Below are 18,901 nucleotides of genomic sequence, written 5' to 3' on the forward strand. Positions count from 1 at the left end.
CCGGTCCCAGGCGGCCCGGTCTCAGGCGGCCGGCAGCCGGACCGCGGCGACCACCGGGTCGTGGTCCGACGGGAAGCGCCCGCCCGGCCGCGCGTCCAGCACCGCGTACGCCTCGACGGCCACGTCGGGGCCGACCAGCACGTAGTCGATCCGCCGCTGCACCCCGGTGACCGGCCGGTCCGGGTCGGCGAGGTCCGTGAACGTGGTCTCGGGACCCGACGGGGCGGTCGTGCTCGCCGCGCGCGCGTCGACGAGCCCGCCGGCGAGGAGCACCTCCAGCGGTTCGGAACCCGGCTCGGCGTTGAGGTCGCCCGTGACGACGACCGGCCCGCCGCCCGCCACGGCGGCGGCCCGGGCGAGGAGCAGCCGCGCCGACTCGACCCGCGCCCGGCTGCCCTCGTGGTCCAGGTGCGCGTTGAGGACGGTGAGCACGGCACCGTCGCGCCGGTCCCGGAACCGGGCCCAGGTGCACAGCCGGCGGTAGGCCGGGGCGTCCCAGCCGGTGCTCGGGACGCCCGGCGTCGGCGACAGCCAGAAGTCGCCGTGCTCCAGCACCTCCAGGCGGCCCGTGCGGTACAGGATCGCGGAGTGCTCCCCGGTGGTGCCGCCGTCGCGCGACCGGCCCACGGCGGCGAACCCGGTGCCGGCGGTCAGCGCCGCGAGGTGCGCCGTGGTGCCCTCCTGCGTCCCCAGCACGTCGACGTGGTCCAGCGCCGCGCGCACCAGCGCCGACCGGTCGTACGTCCGGGTCGCGGGCCAGTGCGCCACCCAGAGGTTGTACGAGCCGACCCGCAGGCGCGCGTCCCCGGTCACGCGCGGGACCGCGCCGGCGCGCCCGGCGGGGTGGTGATCTCGAGCACCCGGGCACCCTCGAGCGCCGCCGGGTCGAGGGCGGCCCCCGGCCACCGGTACCGCTGCGGGACCTCGGCGGTCGGCACGGGGCGCCCGTCGACGCGGACCTGGACGCGCGTGGCCGCCGGGTCCACGCGGTACCGCACCGTCCGGCAGGCGCCCGCCAGGTCGAGCTCGACCTCCAGCCCGTCGTCCGCCGGCGCCAGCGTGGGCCCGACGAGCACGGCGTCGTGCCGCTCCTCCAGGCCGAGCAGCGCGTGCAGGACCTGCCGGATGTAGATGCCGGGCCCGGACGAGTACACCCGCCAGCCGTCCGCGGTCGCGACCTCGCCGGTCCGCAGCAGCTCGAAGTCGCGCGCGGCGGTGTACCGGTCGGGGAAGGTGGCGTCGGACGACGACGTGTAGCAGGTGCGCTGCCGGCGGGTCGCGCTGGGCACGCGGTCGCCCATGCCGACGGGGGACAGACGTAGCAGCTCGTCGCCGACGTCTGGCCGGCCGAGCGCGGCCAGCGCCTCGGCCCACCGGATGTGCGCGTGGGCGTACATCAGGCCGACCTCCCGGCCGAAGAACGCCGCCTGCTCGGCGCGGCGGAACGACTCGGTCTCGCCGTCGGCGAACCGGGTCGGCCGGTCGGTCAGGCGCACGCCGTCGGGGAACAGCAGGTGCTCGCGGATGATCCCCTCGTGCCGGTCCGCCTCGTCCTGGTCGAGCACGCCGGCGAGCACGAGCTGGGTCATCGGGATCAGCCGGTAGGTGAGCCCCGTCGCGGTGTCACGGGGGTGGATCACCGGCGTGGCCACGCCGTCGGTCACCGAGACGAACCCGGCGGCCACGCCGTCCGGCAGCATGTGCCGCCGCAGGTCCGCCGTGACGGCCGCGGCGAGGGTCTCCATGCGCGTCACCAGGGGCGCGAGCGCGGCCACGGGCCGCAGCTGGTCCGCCGCGAGGCCCAGCGCCTGGGTCGCGAGCGCGGTCGTCCACGTGGAGGCCATCGTGGCGCGCATCGCGGACCGGGCCGGCTGCAGCGTGTCGTCCCAGTCGCCGTCGCCGTAGGCCGGCAGCGAGGTCCCCGGCACGAGGTCGGTCTCCAGGTGCCGGACCAGGGCCTCGACGTGGTCCGCGACGCTCGCCGGCTCGCCGGACCGGAACGGGACAGGGGCGTCCAGGACGGCGAGGTCGCCCGACGCGCGCAGGTACTGGCCGAGCGCGACCAGAGGCCAGTGCACGACGTCGCCGTGCGCGTGCTCCTGGAGCACCTCGGCGTAGGCGTCGAACATGAACCACTGCGGGAACGTCCCGTCGGGCGCCTGTGCCCGGAGCACGCGCAGCACGATGTCGCGGCAGCCGTCCAGCAGGCCGGCGGCCAGCAGCAGCTCGAACGGCCCCTGGCAGACGTCACGGGTGCCCCACGCCGCGCCCTGGTACTGCTCCAGGCCGTGCGGCACCAGGTAGTGCACGCGCGCGTCGTTGGCCCACCAGGGCAGCAGCACGCCGAGCTCGGCCAGCCGGGAGCCCTCGGCGACGCTCAGCCCGCGGGTCAGCCGGGCGAGCGTCGCGCGGTGCCCGGCCGCCTCGCGGGCGGCGTCCAGCCCGTCCCGCACGAGGTCAGGCGCGGTGCCGGCGCTCGCGCCTCCCGCGCGGTCGGCCGTCGTCGCGACGCGCAGGGACGTCGTGGCCGTCGCCCGGACGGTGACCAGCGACGTCCCGCGCGGCACCCCGTCGGCGAACAGCGGCGCGTCGTCGCCGACCTCGGCCCCCGGCGTGGCGGCGAGCACGTAGGCCAGCCCCGGGTGGTGCCGGCGGGTCGGCGTGGACGCGTCGGCCGTCAGCACGACGGCGCCGTCCTCCGGCCGGGCCTGCCACGCACCGCCGCCGAGCTCGACCTCCGTGGTCACGAGCAGGTCGGCGGGGGAGGTCGTGGTGATCTCGAGCAGCAGGGCGTCCCGCGCGGCGTCGGCGACGGTGCGCACCTCGACGCGCTGCCCGTCCAGGACGTAGACCCAGCGGGCCTCCCCGACGTCCAGCACGAACGCCGAGGGCGCGCCCAGCAGCCGCCACCGGCCGCCGTGGCGGACCAGCACCCGGACGCCGTTCGAGCGCAACAGGTTCAGGTGGTTGCGGTGCACGGTGGTGAACGTGTCGAAGGTGGTGTTGCCGAGCACCGTGTGCGACCCGAAGACACCGTGCGCGAACACCGTCGTCGACAGCGGCGGCCGGTCCGGGTCGAGCGAGTCCCCGGCCAGCAGCACGTGCCCGTGCGGGCGCAGCAGCTCCAGGTCCTTCTCGCCGCGCACCACGTGGGCGCCGCCGGCGGTGAAGTACGACAGCACGCGCCCGCGGTCGTCGCGCTCGACGTAGCGGGGACCCTCGCCGAGGGCCAGCAGGTCGTCGTCCGCGAGGGGCGCACCGCCGAGCAGGGGCGCCGTCGCGAGCAGCGATCGCTCGTCCGCGGAGTCGGTGCCGCGGGCGACCGCGGGCGACGCGGCCGCGGCGTCCGCCAGCGCGACGAGTCCGGGCACCTCGGCCTCGAGCCCCGGCAGCGCGTCGAGCACCGCGCCCCGGCGGTCGGGCCAGTAGCGGCCGACCACGTGCAGGACGGCCGGCTCCGCCAGGTCCGACGGGTGGGTCAGCAGGCCGGCCATCGCCATCTCGTGCTGCCGCACCCGGTCCGGCCAGGGCGCCCCCGTGAGGAACGCGGGGGTGCGCCCGACGCGCGCGGGCGGGCCGTACAGGTCGAACCCGTCCGTCCCGGCGCCCGCGGTGCCCTGCGCGACCGCGAGGGCGAACAGCGGCAGCACCGGCGCCGAGGCCATCGTCTGCCGGGACAGCACCACCGTGCCGAGCGCGTCCGAGGTCGCGAGCCGGTGGGCCACGTACTGGGAGACGTACGGCTCGGACGACGACGCGGCCTGCGCCGGGGCCAGCGACAGGTCCTGCAGAGCCGCCACGTCCCACGTCGCGCCGGCGGTCGTGCCGGCCGCGGCGAGGTGCACCCGCCACACCAGGGCGGTCCGCGACGGGTCGAGGGCCAGGTCGACGGTCCAGCGGACGCCGAGGCCCGCACCGGTCCACCGGGCCGCGCCGTCGCCTGCCGACCAGGTCGTCCCGGAGCGGCTGCCGGTCAGGGCGAGGTGCTCGACCACGCCGTCGGCCGCCGTGCGGCGCAGGAACAGGCCCGCGATGCCGGCGTCGTGCGGGCCGACGCGGTACTGGTCGACCAGGTGGTCGTCCGGCGCGGTGATCGCCGCGACGTCGCCGGCCGGGGTGAGCCGGACGGTCAGGCCGCCGCCGGCGTCGAGGGTCCGGGTGCGGTCGGTGCGGTCGGGGGCGAGGAGCGTCGGTGCGTCGGTCATGTCAGGTCCCGGGGGTGTCGAGAGGGTATGCGGTAGTCGCCGGCGGCGGGGCGGCGAGGAACCGGGTCCCCGCGTCGCGGAGCATCCCGGCGGTGGTGCGGTACCAGAGCCACACCGCGACGCCGGCGAGGGCGGTGAGCAGCAGGTCCGAGGCGGCCACGGCGACGGCGGCCGCGCCGGCGAGCAGCAGCAGCGTGCCGAGCGAGGCGCGCCACCGCGTGACGAGGTAGTACGCCCCGGCCTGGACGGCGTCCGCGGCGGGCAGGCGGTAGAAGGTGCGCAGGGCGAGGGCGTGCAGCACCAGCACGGCGAGCAGGACGGCCGTCCCGGTGGCCAGCCCCGTCACGAGGGGCGGGACGCCCGCGGCACGGGCGCCCGCGCCGGCGGTCGCGGCGACCGCCCCGAGGGCGCAGAGCGGTACCCAGAGGGCGGAGGCGTCGCGCCAGCCCAGCCGGTAGCCGCGCCCGAAGGCGCGTGCCACGCCCCGCTCCGGGTCGACGTGGTGCTCGCGCACGGCGTACAGACCGGCGGACAGCGCGGGGCCCAGGGGCACCGCGGCGAGGGCGACCAGCCACGCGAGGGACGGGTCCGGTCGCAGCAGCAGCGCCGCCGCGACGAGCGGCAGGTCCGCCAGCGTGAGCAGGGCCGTCAGCCCGGCTCCCCAGACGAAGCCGGTCACGGCGCGGCCGAACGGCCCGTCACCCACCTCGTCGCCCCGGCTAGCACCGCGTGCCTCGGCCCAGGCGCGGGACGTCACGGGGAAGGCGGCGCTCATGCGGCCGCCTCGACGCGGAAGCCGGCGCGCAGCAGGTCCTGCGGGCGGCTGCTCGGGCCGACCAGCAGCTCGAAGGCGCCGGGTTCGACCACGCGGCGCCCGGCCGCGTCGACGATCGTGCACGCGGACGCGGGCAGCTCCAGGTCGACCACCGTGCCGGTGCCGGGCGCGACCTCGACCTGCGTGAAGGCCTTCAGCTCGCGGTCCGCCCACGACGCGGACGTGACGAGGTCGCGGACGTACACCTGGACCGTCTCGAGCGCCGGGCGCGAGCCGGTGTTGGTGACGGTGACGCGCGCGCGGACCGTGTCCGCCGCCGTCACGACCGGCGTGTCCACGACCAGGTCCGCGTACGCGACGGTGGTGTACGACAGCCCCTCGCCGAACGCGAACGCCGGCTCCTGCGTGAGGTCGGCGTACCGGTCCCCGTGCTGGCCGCGGACCTGGTTGTAGTACGTCGGCTGCTGGCCGGCGTGCCGCGCGAACGAGATGGGCAGCCGGCCGCTCGGCTCGATCTGCCCGAGCAGCAGCTCGGCGAGGGCGCGGCCGCCGGTCATGCCCGGGTTGGCCGCCCAGACGACCGCCGCCGCCGCCGTCACCGACGGCGGCAGGACCAGCGGCTTGGACGCCTGCAGGACCACGACGACCGGCGTGCCGGTGGCCACCAGCGCGTCGAGCAGCGCCACCTGGCCGCCGATCAGCTCGAGCGTCGCCGTGGAGCGGCCCTCGCCCACCAGCTCGATCCGGTCGCCGACGACCGCGACGACCACGTCGGCCGCGCGCGCCGCGGCGACGGCGGCCGCGAGCTGCTCGGGGTCCACGGGCGCGGGGACCGCGACCGGGGGCCGGGGCTGGCCGTCGGGGAAGAACGGGCCCGCCGGGTCCTCCTCGTGCGTGACGATGGCGGCGCCGGGCTGGTGGAGCACCGTCCAGCCGTCCGGGACGGCCGCGCGCAGGCCGTCGAGCACCGTGGTGATCATCGCGCGGGGCTGGCCGTGCGCCATGGCGGCGACCTGGCCGGAGGACCCGGCCCAGTCGCCGAGCTGCGTCTGCGGGTCGTCCGCGAGCGGCCCGACCACCGCGACGGTGCGCGGGCCCCCGGTGGGCAAGGGCAGCGTGCCGTCGTTCCGGAGCAGCACGAGCGAGCGCCGCGCGATCTCCAGGTTGAGGTCCTGGTGCGAGCCGACGACCGCGCCCATGTCGTCCAGGTCGGGGCGGCGGGGGTCCTCGAAGAGCCCGAGCTCGAACTTGAGGGTGAGGATGCGGCCGACCGCGACGTCCAGGTCCGCCTCCGCGACCAGCCCGCGGTCGACCGCCTCGAGCGCGCCCTCGAAGAACCGGGCGGTGGTCATGATCATGTCGTTGCCGGCCCGGACCGCCGCGGCGGACGCGTGCACGTGGTCGGGCTGCACCTGCTGCTCCCACACCATGCGGCCGACGTTGTCCCAGTCGGTGACGAGCATCCCCTCGTAGCCCCACTCGCCGCGGAGCACGTCGGTGAGGATCCAGTCGTTGACGGTGATCGGGACGCCGTCGATGGTCTGGTAGCCGAGCATGAACGTCGCGCACCCCTCGCGGGCGACCCGCTCGAACGGCGGAAGGAACCACGAGCGCAGCTTCCGCGGCGAGAGGTCGGCCTCGGAGGCGTCCCGGCCGCCCTGCGTCTCGGAGTACCCCGCGAAGTGCTTGGCGGTCGCGAGCACGGCGGTGGGGTCGGCGAGCCCGTTGCCCTGGTAGCCGCGGACGGCCGCGGACGCGAGCTCGCCGATGAGGAACGGGTCCTCGCCGAACGTCTCGCCGACGCGGCCCCAGCGCAGGTCGCGGGCGACGCAGAGCACGGGGGAGAAGGTCCAGTGCAGGCCGGTCGCGGCCGCCTCCACCGCGGTGGCGCGGGCCATCCGCTCGACGAGCTCCGGCGACCACGTGGCCGCCATGCCGAGCTGGGTCGGGAAGATGGTCGCGCCGTCGCAGAACGAGTGGCCGTGGATGGCGTCCTCGCCGACCAGCAGCGGGATCCGCAGCCGGGTCTGCTCGGTCAGGTCGTGCCCCCGGAGGATCAGCTCCGGCGAGGCGTGCAGGATCGAGCCGACGTGCTTGTCGAGCACCTGCTCCTCGATCCCGTCCGGCGCGGACAGCTGCATCATCTGGCCGACCTTCTCCTCGAGCGTCATCCGCCCGAGGAGGTCGGCGACCCGGTCGGCGACGGGCAGGGTCGGGTCGAGGTAGTGCGTCATGGTGCGGGGGAGTCCTTCCGGCGCGGCACGTCGGCCGCACGGCAGTGGTGGCGCTACTTGATGCCGGTCATCGCGATGCCCTGCACGAAGTGCTTCTGCATGGCGATGAACACGGCGAGCACGGGCACGATGATGAGCACCGAGCCGGCCATCTGGAGGCCGAACTCCGCGCCCTTGTCACCCGTCGGGCTGGTGTAGAGCGCCAGCGCGACGGGCAGGGTGTAGAGCGAGTCGCGCTGGGACACGATCAGCGGCCAGAGGAACCCGTTCCACGAGCCCATGAACGTGAAGATCGCCAGCGTCGCGAGGGGGGCGCGGCACAGGGGCATGACGATGCGCGCGAAGATCCGGAACTCGCCGGCGCCGTCGATGCGGGCGGCGTCGAGCAGGGAGTCCGGGATCTCCAGCATGAACTGCCGCATGAGGAAGACGCCGAACGCGCCGACCATGCCGGGCAGGATCATGCCCCAGTAGGTGCCGACCATGTCGAGGTTCGCGACCAGCACGAACTGCGGGATCAGCGTGACGATGCCGGGCACGAACATCGTCCCGAGGACGACCGTGATCAGCACCTTCTTGCCGGGGAACTCCAGCTTCGCCAGGGCCCAGCCGACCATCGAGCAGAACAGCAGCGTGGTGGCCACGGACACCAGGGCGAGGAACACCGAGTTGACGAAGTACCGCGTCATGTCGAACTCGAAGAACCACGCGCGGAAGTTGTCGAGGGTCGGCGCCTGCGGCCACCACGTGATCGGGCGGCGCATGATCTCCGCGTTCGTCTTGAACGCCCCGAGGAGCATCCAGGCGAACGGCAGCAGGGTCCCGGCGAGGCCGACCGACAGGACGGCGACCAGGGCGGTCCTGCCGGGCGTCAGGCGCTTGCGCCGGCGGCGGACGACGGGCGCGACGGGCACGGCGGTGGTCGCCGGCGCGAGGGGGGTGGAGGTGGTCATGGTCATGTCCTCTGCCGGAAGAACCGGAACTGGATGATCGCGAAGATGCTGATGATCGCGAAGAGCACGTACGCGCCGGCCGCGCCGACCGAGTAGTTGCCCCACTGGAACTGGTTGAAGACGTACAGCGCGATCGACGTCGTGGACTGCAGCGGACCGCCGTTGGTCATCACGAACGGCTCGTCGAAGAACTGCATGAAGCCGGTGGTCGTGAGGATCGCGTTCAGCAGGATGGTCGGCATCATCATCGGGATCGTGATGCGGAAGAACCGCTGGACCGTCGACGCGCCGTCCACCATCGCGGCCTCCTTGACCTCGGAGGGGATGGCCTGCAGCCCGGCGAGGAAGATCACCATGCTCGAGCCGATGCTGCGCCACACGGCCATCAGCGTCAGCGCGGGCAGGGCTGTGCGGGTGTCGCCGAGCCAGTTCGGCCCGTCGATCCCGATGTCCGCCAGCAGCGAGTTGATCAGGCCGTTCGGCTGGTACATGATCCGCCACACCACCGCGACGGCGACGATCGTCGTCACCACGGGCGTGTAGTAGCCGACCCGGAAGAACGTCGCCGCCCGGCGGCCCAGCGAGTTGAGCATGACGGCGAGCACGAGCGCCGAGAACAGCGACAGCGGCACGCCGACCACCACGAAGCCCAGGGTGTTGCGCAGCGCCCGCAGGAACGTCGTGTCGCTCAGCACCGTGGCGAAGTTGCCCAGCCCGACGAAGTCCACGGCGAACGGCGTGCGGATGTCGTTGACGCGCAGGTCGGTGAACGCCATCCCGAACGAGCTGAGCAGCGGGACGAGCCCGAACACCCCGAACGACAGGACGAACGGGGCCGCGAAGAGCCAGGCGACGACGGCGGTCCGGCGGCGCCGGGCGGCCAGGGACACGGATTTCCCCGGCCGCCGCGACGTCGCGGGCGGCGTGCGCCGCACCGTGCTGGTGCTGGTCACCAGCCGAAGCCGATCTGGTCGGCCTCGGCCTGGATCGCCTGCGCGGCCTCCTCGGAGGTCAGCTCGCCGTGCGCGACCCGCTCGGAGTAGATGCCGATCTGCTCGGCGATCTGCGACCACGACGGGTAGCTCGGCGTCTCGACGGTGTGCGGCATCTGCTCCTTGAGCACCGACATCACCGGGCTCTCGTCGATCGGCGCGTAGTCGGCGGACTCCACGCGCGACGGGAACGAGCCGGCCTCGTCGAACAGCGTCTTCTGCTGCTCGTCCTCCAGGAGCCACTGGAGGAAGAGCCACGAGGACTCCTGGTTGTCGGACGACGAGAACACGCCGAGGTTGCCGCCGCCGATGTAGGAGTCGTTGTTGGCCGAGCCCGCGGGCAGCGGGACGTACCCGATCGAGTCCGCGGTGAAGCCCTCGGGCGCCGCGCCGGTGTCGATCAGGTCCTGGTAGGTGCCGACCATCCACGGGCCGGAGATGAGCAGCGGGGAGCCGCCGTTCTCGAACGTGGCCTCGGTCTCCGACAGCGCCGCCTCGCCGCGGTCGAAGAAGCCCTTGTAGAAGTCGAGCGCCTCGACGAACTCCGGGGTGTCGAACGTCCAGGCGTCGCCGTCGGTGACCGAGCCGCCGGCCTGGGACAGGAACGGGATGATGACCTGCGCGGGGTTCTCGATCGGGCGCGGCAGGCTGAGGCCGTACTCGCCGCCGGGACGCGCGGCGAGCGCGCCGCTCAGCTCCTCGAGCTCGGCCCAGGTGGTCGGGGCGTCGTACCCGAGCTCGGCCGCCAGGTCCGCGCGGTAGAAGAGGAACCGCGTCTCGACGTACCACGGCACCGCGTACCGGGCGTCCTCGCCGGTGACCGAGGCGACGGCCGCGGGGTAGAAGTCGTCGGCGTCGAAGACGTCGTCGGGGACGGGTGCCAGACCGCCCATGGCGATGACGGAGGCGGTCTGGTCGGCACCGGTCATCACGATGTCCGGGCCGGTGCCGGAGGCGACCGCCGTCTGGTTCATCGTGATGATCTCGCCCCACGGGATCTCCGTGACCTTGATCGTGGCCTCGGGGTTGTCCTCGGTGAACTGCGCACCGAGGGTGCGCAGCACGTCCCCGTTGCCGGCGGCGGCCCAGATCTCGATCTCGCCGGTGGCCTCGTCGGCGACGGAGCCGGCCTCGGCGGATCCGGCGTCGGCGCCGGCGTCGGAGCGCCCGCAGGCGGCGACGGGGGCGAGGGCCAGGGTCGTGACGGCCACGGCGGCGAGCGCGCGCCGGACGGTACGACGAGTCATGTGTTCCTCCTTGAACGGTGGTGCGCACCCGCCCCGCTGCGACGCCCTGACCAGCGACATCGGAGGGGCCCTGCTTGTAATGCGCATTACAAGCGGGGAATCTAAGCGTGTAGACTGGCGAAGTCAACCCGGTCCTCCGACCGTGATCCCGCCGTGGTCCCCGCTGCCGCTCGACGCCGAGGAGCTCCGTGGCTCGCCGCCCCACCGTGTACGACGTCGCCGAGCGCGCCGGGGTGTCCATCACCACCGTGTCCTTCGCCTTCCGCCAGCCCGGGCGGGTGCGCGCCGCCACCCGGCAGGCCGTCCTGGACGCCGCCCGGGACCTGGGCTACGTGCCGTCCGCCAGCGCCCGAGGCCTCGCGGCGGGCAGCACCGGTGCCTTCGGCCTGTACGCGTTCGACCTGATGCTGGCGGGCGCCGACGGGGCCGCGGCCGCCGCCGTCCCGGACAGCCCGGCCGCGGTGGGCGAGGGGGACCCCCGGGTGTTCCCGCTCTACGTGGACGAGGTCGAGCGCGGGTTCGCCCTCGAGTGCCGGGAGACCGGCCGTGCGCTGCTGCTCGCGTCGGGCGCGCCCAGCGGGACGGCCGTGGCCGACATCGCGGGACGGGTCGACGGGCTCGCGATCTTCCCCGGCACGCACAGCCTCGACGCCGTGCACGGCATCGCGCAGTCGATCCCGCTGGTCGCCTTCAACACCCCGGGCACCGACGCCTCGTTCAGCCACGTGTCCGTCGACAACCGGGCGGCCGTGACCGGGATCGTCGAGCACCTGGTCGGCGCGCACGGGGTGACCGACCTCGCGTTCGTCGGCGAGGGGTCCATGTACGACTTCGCCGAGCGGCTCGCCGGGTTCCGCCAGGCCGTGACGGCGCTGGTGCCGGGGCGGGACGCGGTCCGGCCCGAGCACGAGGGGCTCGCGAGCACCGGGTGGGTCGCCGCGCTGACGGAGCTGGTCGCCGCGGACCGGTTGCCGCGCGCCCTCGTGTGCCAGAGCGACCAGGCGGCGCTCGTGGCTCTGGACCTGCTCGCCGCGCACGGCGTCGACGTCCCCGGCCGGGTGCTGGTCACCGGGTTCGACGGCATCCTGGCCGGCCGGCTGTCCACGCCGACGCTCACGACGGTGCGGCAGCCGTTCGAGGACATGGGGCGGCTCGCCGTGCGGCTGCTGGAGGACCGGCTCGCCGACCCCGGGTCCGCGGCGGTGTTCCGGACGCTGCCCACCCGGTTGATCCCGCGCGGGAGCTGCGGCTGCGCGGGAGCGGCGCGGGAGGGCTGACGGCCCCGGGGGTCAGCGGGGCGCGCGCAGGGCGCGGTCCAGCAGCTCCTCGAACGCGCCGGCGACCTCGCGGGCGCCCGCGCCGGGCCAGGCGTGCACGGGCTGCGCCGCGCCCTGCGCCTGCTGCAGCGCGGCGCGCTCGGGGACGAACGGCGTCAGGACCAGCGGCCCGTACAGCCCGCGGAGCTCCTCGAGCCGGAACGCCTGCTCGACGGACCGGGCCTTCACCCGGTTCACGACGACGCCGAGCGGCTGCAGCTGCCCGGCGGGCCCGCGGCGCAGCTCGTCGATGGTGCGCATGGCGCGGCCGACGGCGGTCACCGCGAACAGCCCCGGCTCGGTGACGACGACGGCGCGGTCGCAGGCGGTCAGCCCGGTGCGGGTGAGGCCGCCCAGCGACGGCGGGCAGTCCACGAGCACCAGGTCGTAGTCGTGCGCCCACGCGAGCGCGAACCGGAGGCGGTCGACGTCGGCGACGGCGCCGTCGTACGCGTCGTGCCGGGACGACGCCGCGGACCCGACCAGCACGTCCAGGCCGGCCTCGGCCCAGGCGCTCGGCGCGGTCGCGGCCGCGAGCGTCTCGGCGGTGGGGGAGTCCAGCAGCGAGGCCACGTCGCCGTCCGCCGGACCGGTGGCCAGCGCCAGGGTCGAGTCGCCCTGGGGGTCCAGGTCCACCACGAGGGTCCGCAGCCCCCGCTCGAGCGCCGCCGAGGCCAGCCCGAGGGTCACCGAAGTCTTCCCGACGCCGCCCTTGAGCGAGCACACTCCCAGTACCAGCACGCCGACACGGTAGCGGGCGGCGCTGCGTTCGCGGAATCCGCTCACCTGGGGCGATGCTGGCGCGCATGAGCGCACCGACCACCGTCACGCACTGGGGACACGCCTGCATCCGGTTCGAGAAGGACGACCGCCGGCTCGTCCTGGACCCCGGCGGGTTCAGCGACGCCGCCGTCCTAGTGGACGCCGACGCGGTGCTGGTGACGCACGAGCACCCGGACCACGTCGACCCGGCCACGCTGGTGCCGGCCCTCGCGGACCGGCCGTCGCTGGAGGTGTGGGCGCCCGCGGGCGTGGTCGCGCAGCTGGTCGGGGCCGGTGCGCCGGCGGACCGCGTGCACGCCGCCGCGACCGGTGACGCGTTCCGGGCGGCGGGCTTCGACGTGCGGGTCACGGGGGAGCGGCACGCCGTCATCCACCCCGACCTGCCGGTGCCGGACAACGTCGCCTACCTGGTGGACGGCGCCGCGCTGCACCCCGGCGACTCGTTCACGCCGCCGCCCGCCGGGGTGGCGGTGGACCTGCTGCTGGTGCCGGTGGCCGGTCCCTGGATGAAGCTGTCCGAGGCCATCGACTACGTCCGGGCCGTCGCCCCGCGGGTGGCCGCGCCGATCCACGACGCGATCCACAGCGCGCCGGGGCGGGCGCTGTCGGACCGGATGGTGGGCACCCTCGGCGGCGCCGGGGAGTACGTCCGGATCTCGGCGGACGCGCCGTACGAGTGGGACCCGGCGGGCGCCTGACGGTCAGCGCCGCGCCGGCGCCGGCGCGGTCGACCCGCGCCGGACCAGCGAGGTCGGCAGCCGCACGTGCGGCTCCGGCACCTCGTCCCCGTCCAGCAGCGCGGTCAGCAGGCCGATCGCCTCGGCGCCCATCTGCTGGATGGGCTGGTGCACGGTCGTCAGCGGCGGCTCGGTCTGCGCGGACTCCGGGATGTCGTCGAACCCGATCACCGAGACGTCGTCCGGCACGCGCAGGCCCAGCTCGCGGGCGACCTCGATCGTCGCGATCGCCGACAGGTCGTTCGCCGCGAACACCGCCGTCGGCCGGTCGGCCAGGGTCAGCAGGTCGTGCACCGGCTCGCGGGTCGGCTCCTTGCGGTAGTCGCCGGCGCGGACCAGCACCTCGTCGACCGGGACCCCCGCCGCGGCCATCGCCTCGCGGAAGCCCTGCTCGCGCAGCCGGGACGACTCCAGGTCCGCGCGGCCGCCGACGAAGGCGATCCGCCGGTGGCCGAGCTCCAGCAGGTGCTCGGTGCCGAGCACCGCGCCCCGCAGGTTGTCCGAGTCGACGGTCGGCAGCCCGGTCGGCCCGGTGTGCGGGTCGATCGCGACGACGGGGACGTCCCCGCCTGCCTCCACGACCGTGGGGGTCACCAGGACCGCCCCGTCGATCAGCGTGCCGCTCAGCCGGGACAGGTACCGGCGCTCCCAGCCGGCGCCGCGGCCCTGCAGCCCGCCGGTGTAGGCGAGCAGCTCGTAGCCCGAGTCGGCCAGGGCCGACGCGGCGCCCTTGAGGATCTCCGCGCTGAACGGCTCGAACTCCGCGACCAGGATCCCCAGCACGTGCGTGCGGTGGGACCGCAGGCTGCGCGCGACCAGGCTCGACTCGTAGCCCAGGCTGTCGATGACCTCCAGCACGTGCGCCGAGGTGGCCTGCGCGACGCCGTACCGGCCGTTCAGCACCTTGGACACGGTCGCGACGGACACGCCCGCGTGCCGCGCGACGTCGGTGATGGTCACTCGCTGCCCCATGCCGAGATGGTAGCGACGCGACCGGCACCCCTAGCGCGCGACGGGCTCCCGCGGCATCGCCGGGTCCATCGCCAGCCGCAGCGCCACGTCCAGCGGCAGCCGGGTCAGCGCGCGGCGCCGTCGCGCGAGCAGCTCGGCGCGCTGCCGTGCGCGTGCGTCGCTGAGCCGGTGCGGGCGGTCCTGAGCCATGCCACCACTGTGCCGCGCCGCGGTGGCCTGCGTCGTCGTCCCCACGACGGAGACCGGCGTACGCCGTGAGGTGGACGCCGCCGGTATCGGTCGCGGCGCCCCGGCGCGCCCCGTAGCCTCCGAGGTCGGACAGCCGGGAAGGTGTGCACATGTGGTTCGGACGAGGTAGGACGGCCGCGCCCACGCGCGTCGACGCGGCGCGGGCGGTCGAGCGGGCCGTCGACGCGCAGCAGGAGCAGCGGCGCACGACGCCCGGGCTGTGGGCGGACGGCTTCGGCCGGGTCGGCACGCGCTCGGTGCAGACGCTCGCGCTGCTGGCGCTGGTCACGGTCGTCGTGTTCGCGGTCACGCAGCTGACCCTGGTCGTGATCCCGGTGCTGATCGCCCTGGTGCTCGCCAGCGCGATGCACCCGCTGGTGTCGTGGCTGCGCCGGCACCGGATGCCCTCGATCCTCGCGACCTGGGTCGCGCTGTTCCTGGTCGTCGGCGTGCTCGGAGGCGTCCTGGCCGCGGTGGTCTACGCCGTGATCCACCAGTGGGACGACCTCGCCGACCAGGCCACCGCCGGTCTCGGCGAGCTGCAGGAGCAGCTCGGCGACCTGCCGATCCAGATCACGGACGAGCAGATCGCGGACGCCCGCACGGCCGTGACGGACTTCCTCACGTCCAGCAGCTTCGGCGCCAGCGCGATCGCCGGGTTCTCGGCCGGGGCCAACTTCGTCACCGGCTTCGTCCTGATGGTCGTCGTGCTGTTCTTCTTCCTCAAGGACGGCCCGAAGATCTGGGAGTTCCTGCTGCGCCCGTTCGAGGGCGAGCGCTACCGGCGCGGGCAGCGCGTCGGGCACCGCGTGGTCACCACGATGGGCGGCTACGTGCGCGGGACCGCGATCGTCGCCGCCGTCGACGCGATCGGCATCGGCATCGGCCTGGCGATCGTGGGGGTGCCGCTCGCCATCCCGCTGGCGGTCCTGGTGTTCCTGCTCGCGTTCATCCCGCTGGTGGGCGCGACGCTCGCCGGCGTGCTGGCCGCGCTCGTGACGCTGGTCGCGGTCGGGCCGGTCGAGGCGCTGATCGTCGTCGGCATCGTCGTGGTGGTGAACCAGCTGGAGGGCAACTTCCTGCAGCCGGTCGTGATGGCACGCTCGCTGGCGCTGCACCCGCTGGTCATCCTGGTCGCCCTGACCATCGGCACCGTGCTGGCCGGGATCACCGGCGCGGTGCTCGCGGTGCCGATCGCCGCGTCCCTCTGGGGCGCCGTGCAGGTGTGGAACGGCGAGCACGAGCCCGCCCGGCCCGCGCAGCAGAAGCGCCGCGAGGTCGCCGAGCGCCGCTGAGCGCGGTCAGGCCGGGGTGCGCCAGACCGAGACGTGCGACGGGCTCTCCGCGGTGAACGGCGACCCGGCGAAGTCCGCCCGGCGCTCGGTGCGGGTCATCCCGGCCATCCGCGCCATCAGGTCCAGCTCCGCGGGCCACGCGTACCGGTGCGGCGAGCGGCCCGTGGTGACCGTGCCGTCCGGCGCCGTGCCGTAGTGGTAGGACACCAGCCGCTGCTCCACGACGTCGTACCGGTCGAAGCCCAGGTGCTCCTCGCTGACGTCGAACGGGATCGCGACCTCCCCGGGCGGGAGCCGGCGCAGCTGCGGGACGAACACCTCGCAGACGAACGCACCGCCCGGCTCCAGGTGCCGCGCCGCGTTGGCGAAGCAGGCGACCTGGGCGTCCTGGGTCAGCAGGTTCGTGATGCCGTTGAACACCAGGTAGACCAGCCGGAACCGGCCCGGCGCGGTCGCGGTCGCCATGTCGCCGATCGTCACGGGCACGCGGTCGCCGCCGGGCTTGGCCGCCAGCCGCGCCGCCATCGGCTCCGACAGCTCCACGCCGTGCACCGGTACCCCGCGGTCGGCGAGCGCCAGGGCGACCCGCCCCGTGCCGACGGCCAGCTCCAGCGCAGCGCCGCCGGCGGCCCGCGCCGCGAGGAAGTCCACGGCCGGCCCCAGCACCTCCGGCGCGAACATCGCCGCGCTGGACGCGTCGTAGGACGCGGCGGCGTCCTCGGTCCACAGGTGCGTGCTCATGGCCGCGACGCTGCCACCTGCGCGACGCACCGGGCCACCTGATTCGCCCCGGGCGGCCCGGACGTGTTGGGTAGGAGCACACCGCACCGATGACGACGCCGGGAGAACACCGTGGACGTGCACCAGCTCGCGCAGGACCAGATCGCCCTCGCCCACGAGGACCCGCACGGACGCAGCGCCCAGATCGTCGTGCACGACGGCCCGCTGCGGCAGACGGTCATCGCCCTGACCAGGGGCACGCGGCTCGCGGAGCACAACTCGCCCCCCGCCGGCAGCATCCTGGTGCTCCGGGGCACCGTCGGCGTCAGCACCGCGGACCGGGTCGACACGCTGCCCGCCGGGTTCCTCGCCACGCTGACCCACGACCGGCACGGCGTCGAGGCGCTGAGCGACGCCGCGCTCCTGCTGACCACGGTGACCAGCATCGGCGAGCCGTCGCACGGCTGAGCGCGTGAGCCCCGACGCGATCTTCGCCGACCCGCGCCTCGCCCCGCTGTACGACGTCTTCGACGACGACCGGTCCGACCTGGACCTGTACCGCGGGGTCGCCCGCGAGGTCGGCGCACGCCGCGTGCTCGACGTCGGCTGCGGCACCGGCACGCTGGCGCTGCTGCTCGCGGCCGACGGCTGCGCAGTCACCGGCGTCGACCCGGCGGCCGCCTCGCTCGACGTCGCCCGGGCGAAGCCCGGCGCCGATGCGGTGACGTGGCTGCACGGGGACGCGAGCACGCTGCCGCCGCTGCAGGTCGACCTGGCGACGATGACCGGCAACGTCGCGCAGGTGCTGCTGACCGACGACGCGTGGGCCGCGACCCTGCGCGGGATCCACGACGCGCTCGTGCCCGGCGGGCACCTGGTCCTCGAGACCCGCCGGCCCGAGGCGCGTGCGTGGGAGGGGTGGGCCGCGGGGCCGGACCACCAGGTGCGCGACGTGCCGGGCGTCGGACGGGTCGAGGAGCGGTTCGCCGTCACGGAGGTGGCGCTGCCGCTGGTGTCGTTCGCGTCGACGTTCCGGTTCCCCGACGGGACGGAGGCGGTGTCGACGTCGACGCTGCGGTTCCGGACGCTCGACGAGATGCGCGACTCCCTGGCCGCCGCGGGCCTGGACCCGGTCGACGTGCGGGACGCCCCGGACCGGCCGGGCCTGGAGCACGTGGTGCTGGCCCGCCGCGCGGTCTGACCGTGCCGGACGGACGCCGCCACCTGGTCGTGCTGCTGCACGGCGCCGGGGGCGTCCCCGCCGACATGGCACCGATCGCCGAGGCGCTGCCGTCGTCCGCGACGGGCGTGTCCCTGCCGGGCAGGCTGCCACTCGGCGACCGGTACGCGTGGGCGGACGTGCACCGCGGCGACCGCGCCGGCTTCGCGGCCTCGGCGGAGGCGGTCGCCGCGTGGACGGACGCGCAGCCGGGCGCGTCGTCGGTCGGGCTGGTCGGCTTCTCCCAGGGCGCGGCGGTCGCCCTGGAGATGCTCCGCGCACGGCCGGACCGGTACGCGTACGTGGTGACCCTCTCCGGGTTCCTCGCCGGCGCCCGGGACCCGCGCGACCCGGGGGTCAGGGCGGTGCGCCCGCCCGTGCTCTGCTGCCACGGCGGCACCGACGACGTGATCCCGCCGTCGTGGGCCGACCGGCTGGAACGGTGGCTGGACCGGTGCGCGACGCCGACCGTGCGCCGGTACCCGGGGCTGGGGCACACCATGGACGCGGTGGAGGTGGCCGACGTGGTCCGGTTCGTCGAGCGGACCGCACCCTGACACCGCCCCGGTTCCGGTGCCGGTCCTGGGCGGATCGGGGCAGCAGGCCTACCGTGGGTGCACGGCGGGCGACCGCCGGGCGGACGAGGGGGATCGCCATGACCACGCTGCCGGACCGCACCCGGACCGCGCTGCTGCTCGTCGACGTCCAGCGCGGAGTCGTGGCCGAGGCGCACCGCCGGGACGAGGTGCTGACCAACGTCGCCGTCGTCGCCGAGCGGGCCCGCTCGCAGGGCGTCCCGGTCGTGTGGGTGCAGCACGCCGACCCGGGGATGCCGATCGGCAGCGACGCGTGGCAGCTCGTGCCCGAGGTGCCCCGCCGGGAGTCCGAGCGGGTGGTGCGCAAGCGGTTCGGGGACGCGTTCGAGGACACGGACCTCGAGGACGTCCTCGCCGAGGCGGGCGTCGGCCGGCTGGTGGTGGCGGGCGCCCAGACCGACGCCTGCGTCCGGGCCACCATCCACGGGGCGTTCGCGCGCGGCTACGACGTCACGCTGGTCTCCGACGCGCACACCACCGAGGACCTGAGCGCGTGGGGTGCGCCGCCGCCGGCGCAGGTCATCGCGCACACCAACCTCTACTGGGCCGAGCAGGCGGCGCCGGGGCGGACGGCGGGCGTGATCCCGGCGCGGGACGTCCCGTTCTCCTGACGAGCGGGTCCGGTCCCG

The 18,901-nt window shown here is 75.1% G+C and carries 18 protein-coding genes; 7 read left to right on the forward strand and 11 right to left on the reverse strand.

Going from position 1 to position 18,901, the window contains the following annotated elements; all coding sequences use genetic code 11:
- Window positions 1–21: 21 nt before the first annotated feature.
- Genes AC1050_RS01680 through AC1050_RS01710 form a run of 7 tightly spaced genes read right to left on the reverse strand, consistent with a single transcriptional unit; the run spans window position 22 to window position 10,406 of the window.
- The gene (locus AC1050_RS01680; protein ID WP_482385645.1) at window positions 22–813 is read right to left on the reverse strand and encodes an endonuclease/exonuclease/phosphatase family protein; all 792 of its coding nucleotides are present in this window, start codon (window positions 811–813) and stop codon (window positions 22–24) included.
- Window positions 810–4,205 carry a hypothetical protein gene (locus AC1050_RS01685; protein WP_482385646.1) on the reverse strand — a complete coding sequence of 1,132 codons (3,396 nt, stop codon included), beginning with the start codon at window positions 4,203–4,205 and terminating at the stop codon, window positions 810–812. The genes AC1050_RS01680 and AC1050_RS01685 overlap by 4 nt, the downstream gene beginning before the upstream one ends.
- Before the next feature lies 1 nt (window position 4,206).
- Window positions 4,207–4,980, reverse strand: a complete 774-nt coding sequence (locus AC1050_RS01690; protein ID WP_482385647.1) for a hypothetical protein — start codon at window positions 4,978–4,980, stop codon at window positions 4,207–4,209.
- Window positions 4,977–7,214 carry an exo-beta-d-1,3/1,6-glucosidase gene (locus AC1050_RS01695; protein ID WP_482385648.1) on the reverse strand — a complete coding sequence of 746 codons (2,238 nt, stop codon included), beginning with the start codon at window positions 7,212–7,214 and terminating at the stop codon, window positions 4,977–4,979. The genes AC1050_RS01690 and AC1050_RS01695 overlap by 4 nt, the downstream gene beginning before the upstream one ends.
- A gap of 53 nt (window positions 7,215–7,267) precedes the next feature.
- Window positions 7,268–8,173 carry a carbohydrate ABC transporter permease gene (locus AC1050_RS01700; protein ID WP_482385649.1) on the reverse strand — a complete coding sequence of 302 codons (906 nt, stop codon included), beginning with the start codon at window positions 8,171–8,173 and terminating at the stop codon, window positions 7,268–7,270.
- Window positions 8,170–9,120, reverse strand: coding sequence for a carbohydrate ABC transporter permease (locus AC1050_RS01705; RefSeq protein WP_482385650.1), 951 nt, complete (start codon window positions 9,118–9,120; stop codon window positions 8,170–8,172). Before AC1050_RS01705 ends, AC1050_RS01700 begins: the two co-directional genes overlap by 4 nt.
- Entirely contained in the window at window positions 9,117–10,406 is a 1,290-nt protein-coding gene (locus AC1050_RS01710; RefSeq protein ID WP_482385651.1) for an extracellular solute-binding protein, read from the reverse strand. The genes AC1050_RS01705 and AC1050_RS01710 overlap by 4 nt, the downstream gene beginning before the upstream one ends.
- 188 nt (window positions 10,407–10,594) lie before the next feature.
- Here AC1050_RS01710 and AC1050_RS01715 point away from each other — a divergent pair, with 188 nt between their 5' ends.
- A complete protein-coding gene (locus tag AC1050_RS01715; RefSeq protein ID WP_482385652.1) occupies window positions 10,595–11,683 on the forward strand; it encodes a LacI family DNA-binding transcriptional regulator in 1,089 nt (362 codons plus the stop codon).
- A gap of 12 nt (window positions 11,684–11,695) precedes the next feature.
- Here the strand turns inward: AC1050_RS01715 and AC1050_RS01720 are convergent, their stop codons facing one another.
- Window positions 11,696–12,463, reverse strand: a complete 768-nt coding sequence (locus AC1050_RS01720; RefSeq protein ID WP_482385653.1) for a ParA family protein — start codon at window positions 12,461–12,463, stop codon at window positions 11,696–11,698.
- A 65-nt stretch (window positions 12,464–12,528) separates the two neighbouring features.
- Between AC1050_RS01720 and AC1050_RS01725 the strand changes: the two genes are divergently transcribed.
- Window positions 12,529–13,203, forward strand: coding sequence for an MBL fold metallo-hydrolase (locus AC1050_RS01725; RefSeq protein ID WP_482385654.1), 675 nt, complete (start codon window positions 12,529–12,531; stop codon window positions 13,201–13,203).
- A gap of 3 nt (window positions 13,204–13,206) precedes the next feature.
- Here AC1050_RS01725 and AC1050_RS01730 read toward each other — a convergent pair whose 3' ends face one another.
- Both AC1050_RS01730 and AC1050_RS01735 read right to left on the reverse strand, forming a co-directional pair.
- Entirely contained in the window at window positions 13,207–14,214 is a 1,008-nt protein-coding gene (locus AC1050_RS01730; RefSeq protein ID WP_482385655.1) for a LacI family DNA-binding transcriptional regulator, read from the reverse strand.
- A 30-nt stretch (window positions 14,215–14,244) separates the two neighbouring features.
- Window positions 14,245–14,403 carry a hypothetical protein gene (locus AC1050_RS01735; protein ID WP_482385656.1) on the reverse strand — a complete coding sequence of 53 codons (159 nt, stop codon included), beginning with the start codon at window positions 14,401–14,403 and terminating at the stop codon, window positions 14,245–14,247.
- Window positions 14,404–14,552: 149 nt separating this feature from the next.
- Between AC1050_RS01735 and AC1050_RS01740 the strand changes: the two genes are divergently transcribed.
- Complete coding sequence (locus AC1050_RS01740) at window positions 14,553–15,737, forward strand: AI-2E family transporter (RefSeq protein ID WP_482385657.1); 1,185 nt, start codon at window positions 14,553–14,555, stop codon at window positions 15,735–15,737.
- A 6-nt stretch (window positions 15,738–15,743) separates the two neighbouring features.
- On the opposite strand, the gene AC1050_RS01745 is transcribed toward AC1050_RS01740, so the two are convergent.
- A complete protein-coding gene (locus AC1050_RS01745; protein WP_482385658.1) occupies window positions 15,744–16,478 on the reverse strand; it encodes a class I SAM-dependent DNA methyltransferase in 735 nt (244 codons plus the stop codon).
- A gap of 111 nt (window positions 16,479–16,589) precedes the next feature.
- Between AC1050_RS01745 and AC1050_RS01750 the strand changes: the two genes are divergently transcribed.
- The 4 genes from AC1050_RS01750 to AC1050_RS01765 all read left to right on the forward strand — a co-directional run bounded on the left by AC1050_RS01750 (window position 16,590) and on the right by AC1050_RS01765 (window position 18,883).
- Window positions 16,590–16,925 carry a cupin domain-containing protein gene (locus AC1050_RS01750; protein WP_482385659.1) on the forward strand — a complete coding sequence of 112 codons (336 nt, stop codon included), beginning with the start codon at window positions 16,590–16,592 and terminating at the stop codon, window positions 16,923–16,925.
- Window positions 16,926–16,929: 4 nt separating this feature from the next.
- Window positions 16,930–17,658, forward strand: coding sequence for a class I SAM-dependent methyltransferase (locus AC1050_RS01755; protein WP_482385660.1), 729 nt, complete (start codon window positions 16,930–16,932; stop codon window positions 17,656–17,658).
- Window positions 17,659–17,660: 2 nt separating this feature from the next.
- Window positions 17,661–18,233, forward strand: a complete 573-nt coding sequence (locus AC1050_RS01760; protein ID WP_482385661.1) for an alpha/beta hydrolase — start codon at window positions 17,661–17,663, stop codon at window positions 18,231–18,233.
- A 98-nt stretch (window positions 18,234–18,331) separates the two neighbouring features.
- The gene (locus AC1050_RS01765) at window positions 18,332–18,883 is read left to right on the forward strand and encodes a cysteine hydrolase family protein (RefSeq protein ID WP_482385662.1); all 552 of its coding nucleotides are present in this window, start codon (window positions 18,332–18,334) and stop codon (window positions 18,881–18,883) included.
- Window positions 18,884–18,901: the final 18 nt, after the last annotated feature.

Source organism: Cellulomonas sp. NEAU-ZC6 (assembly GCF_056844425.1).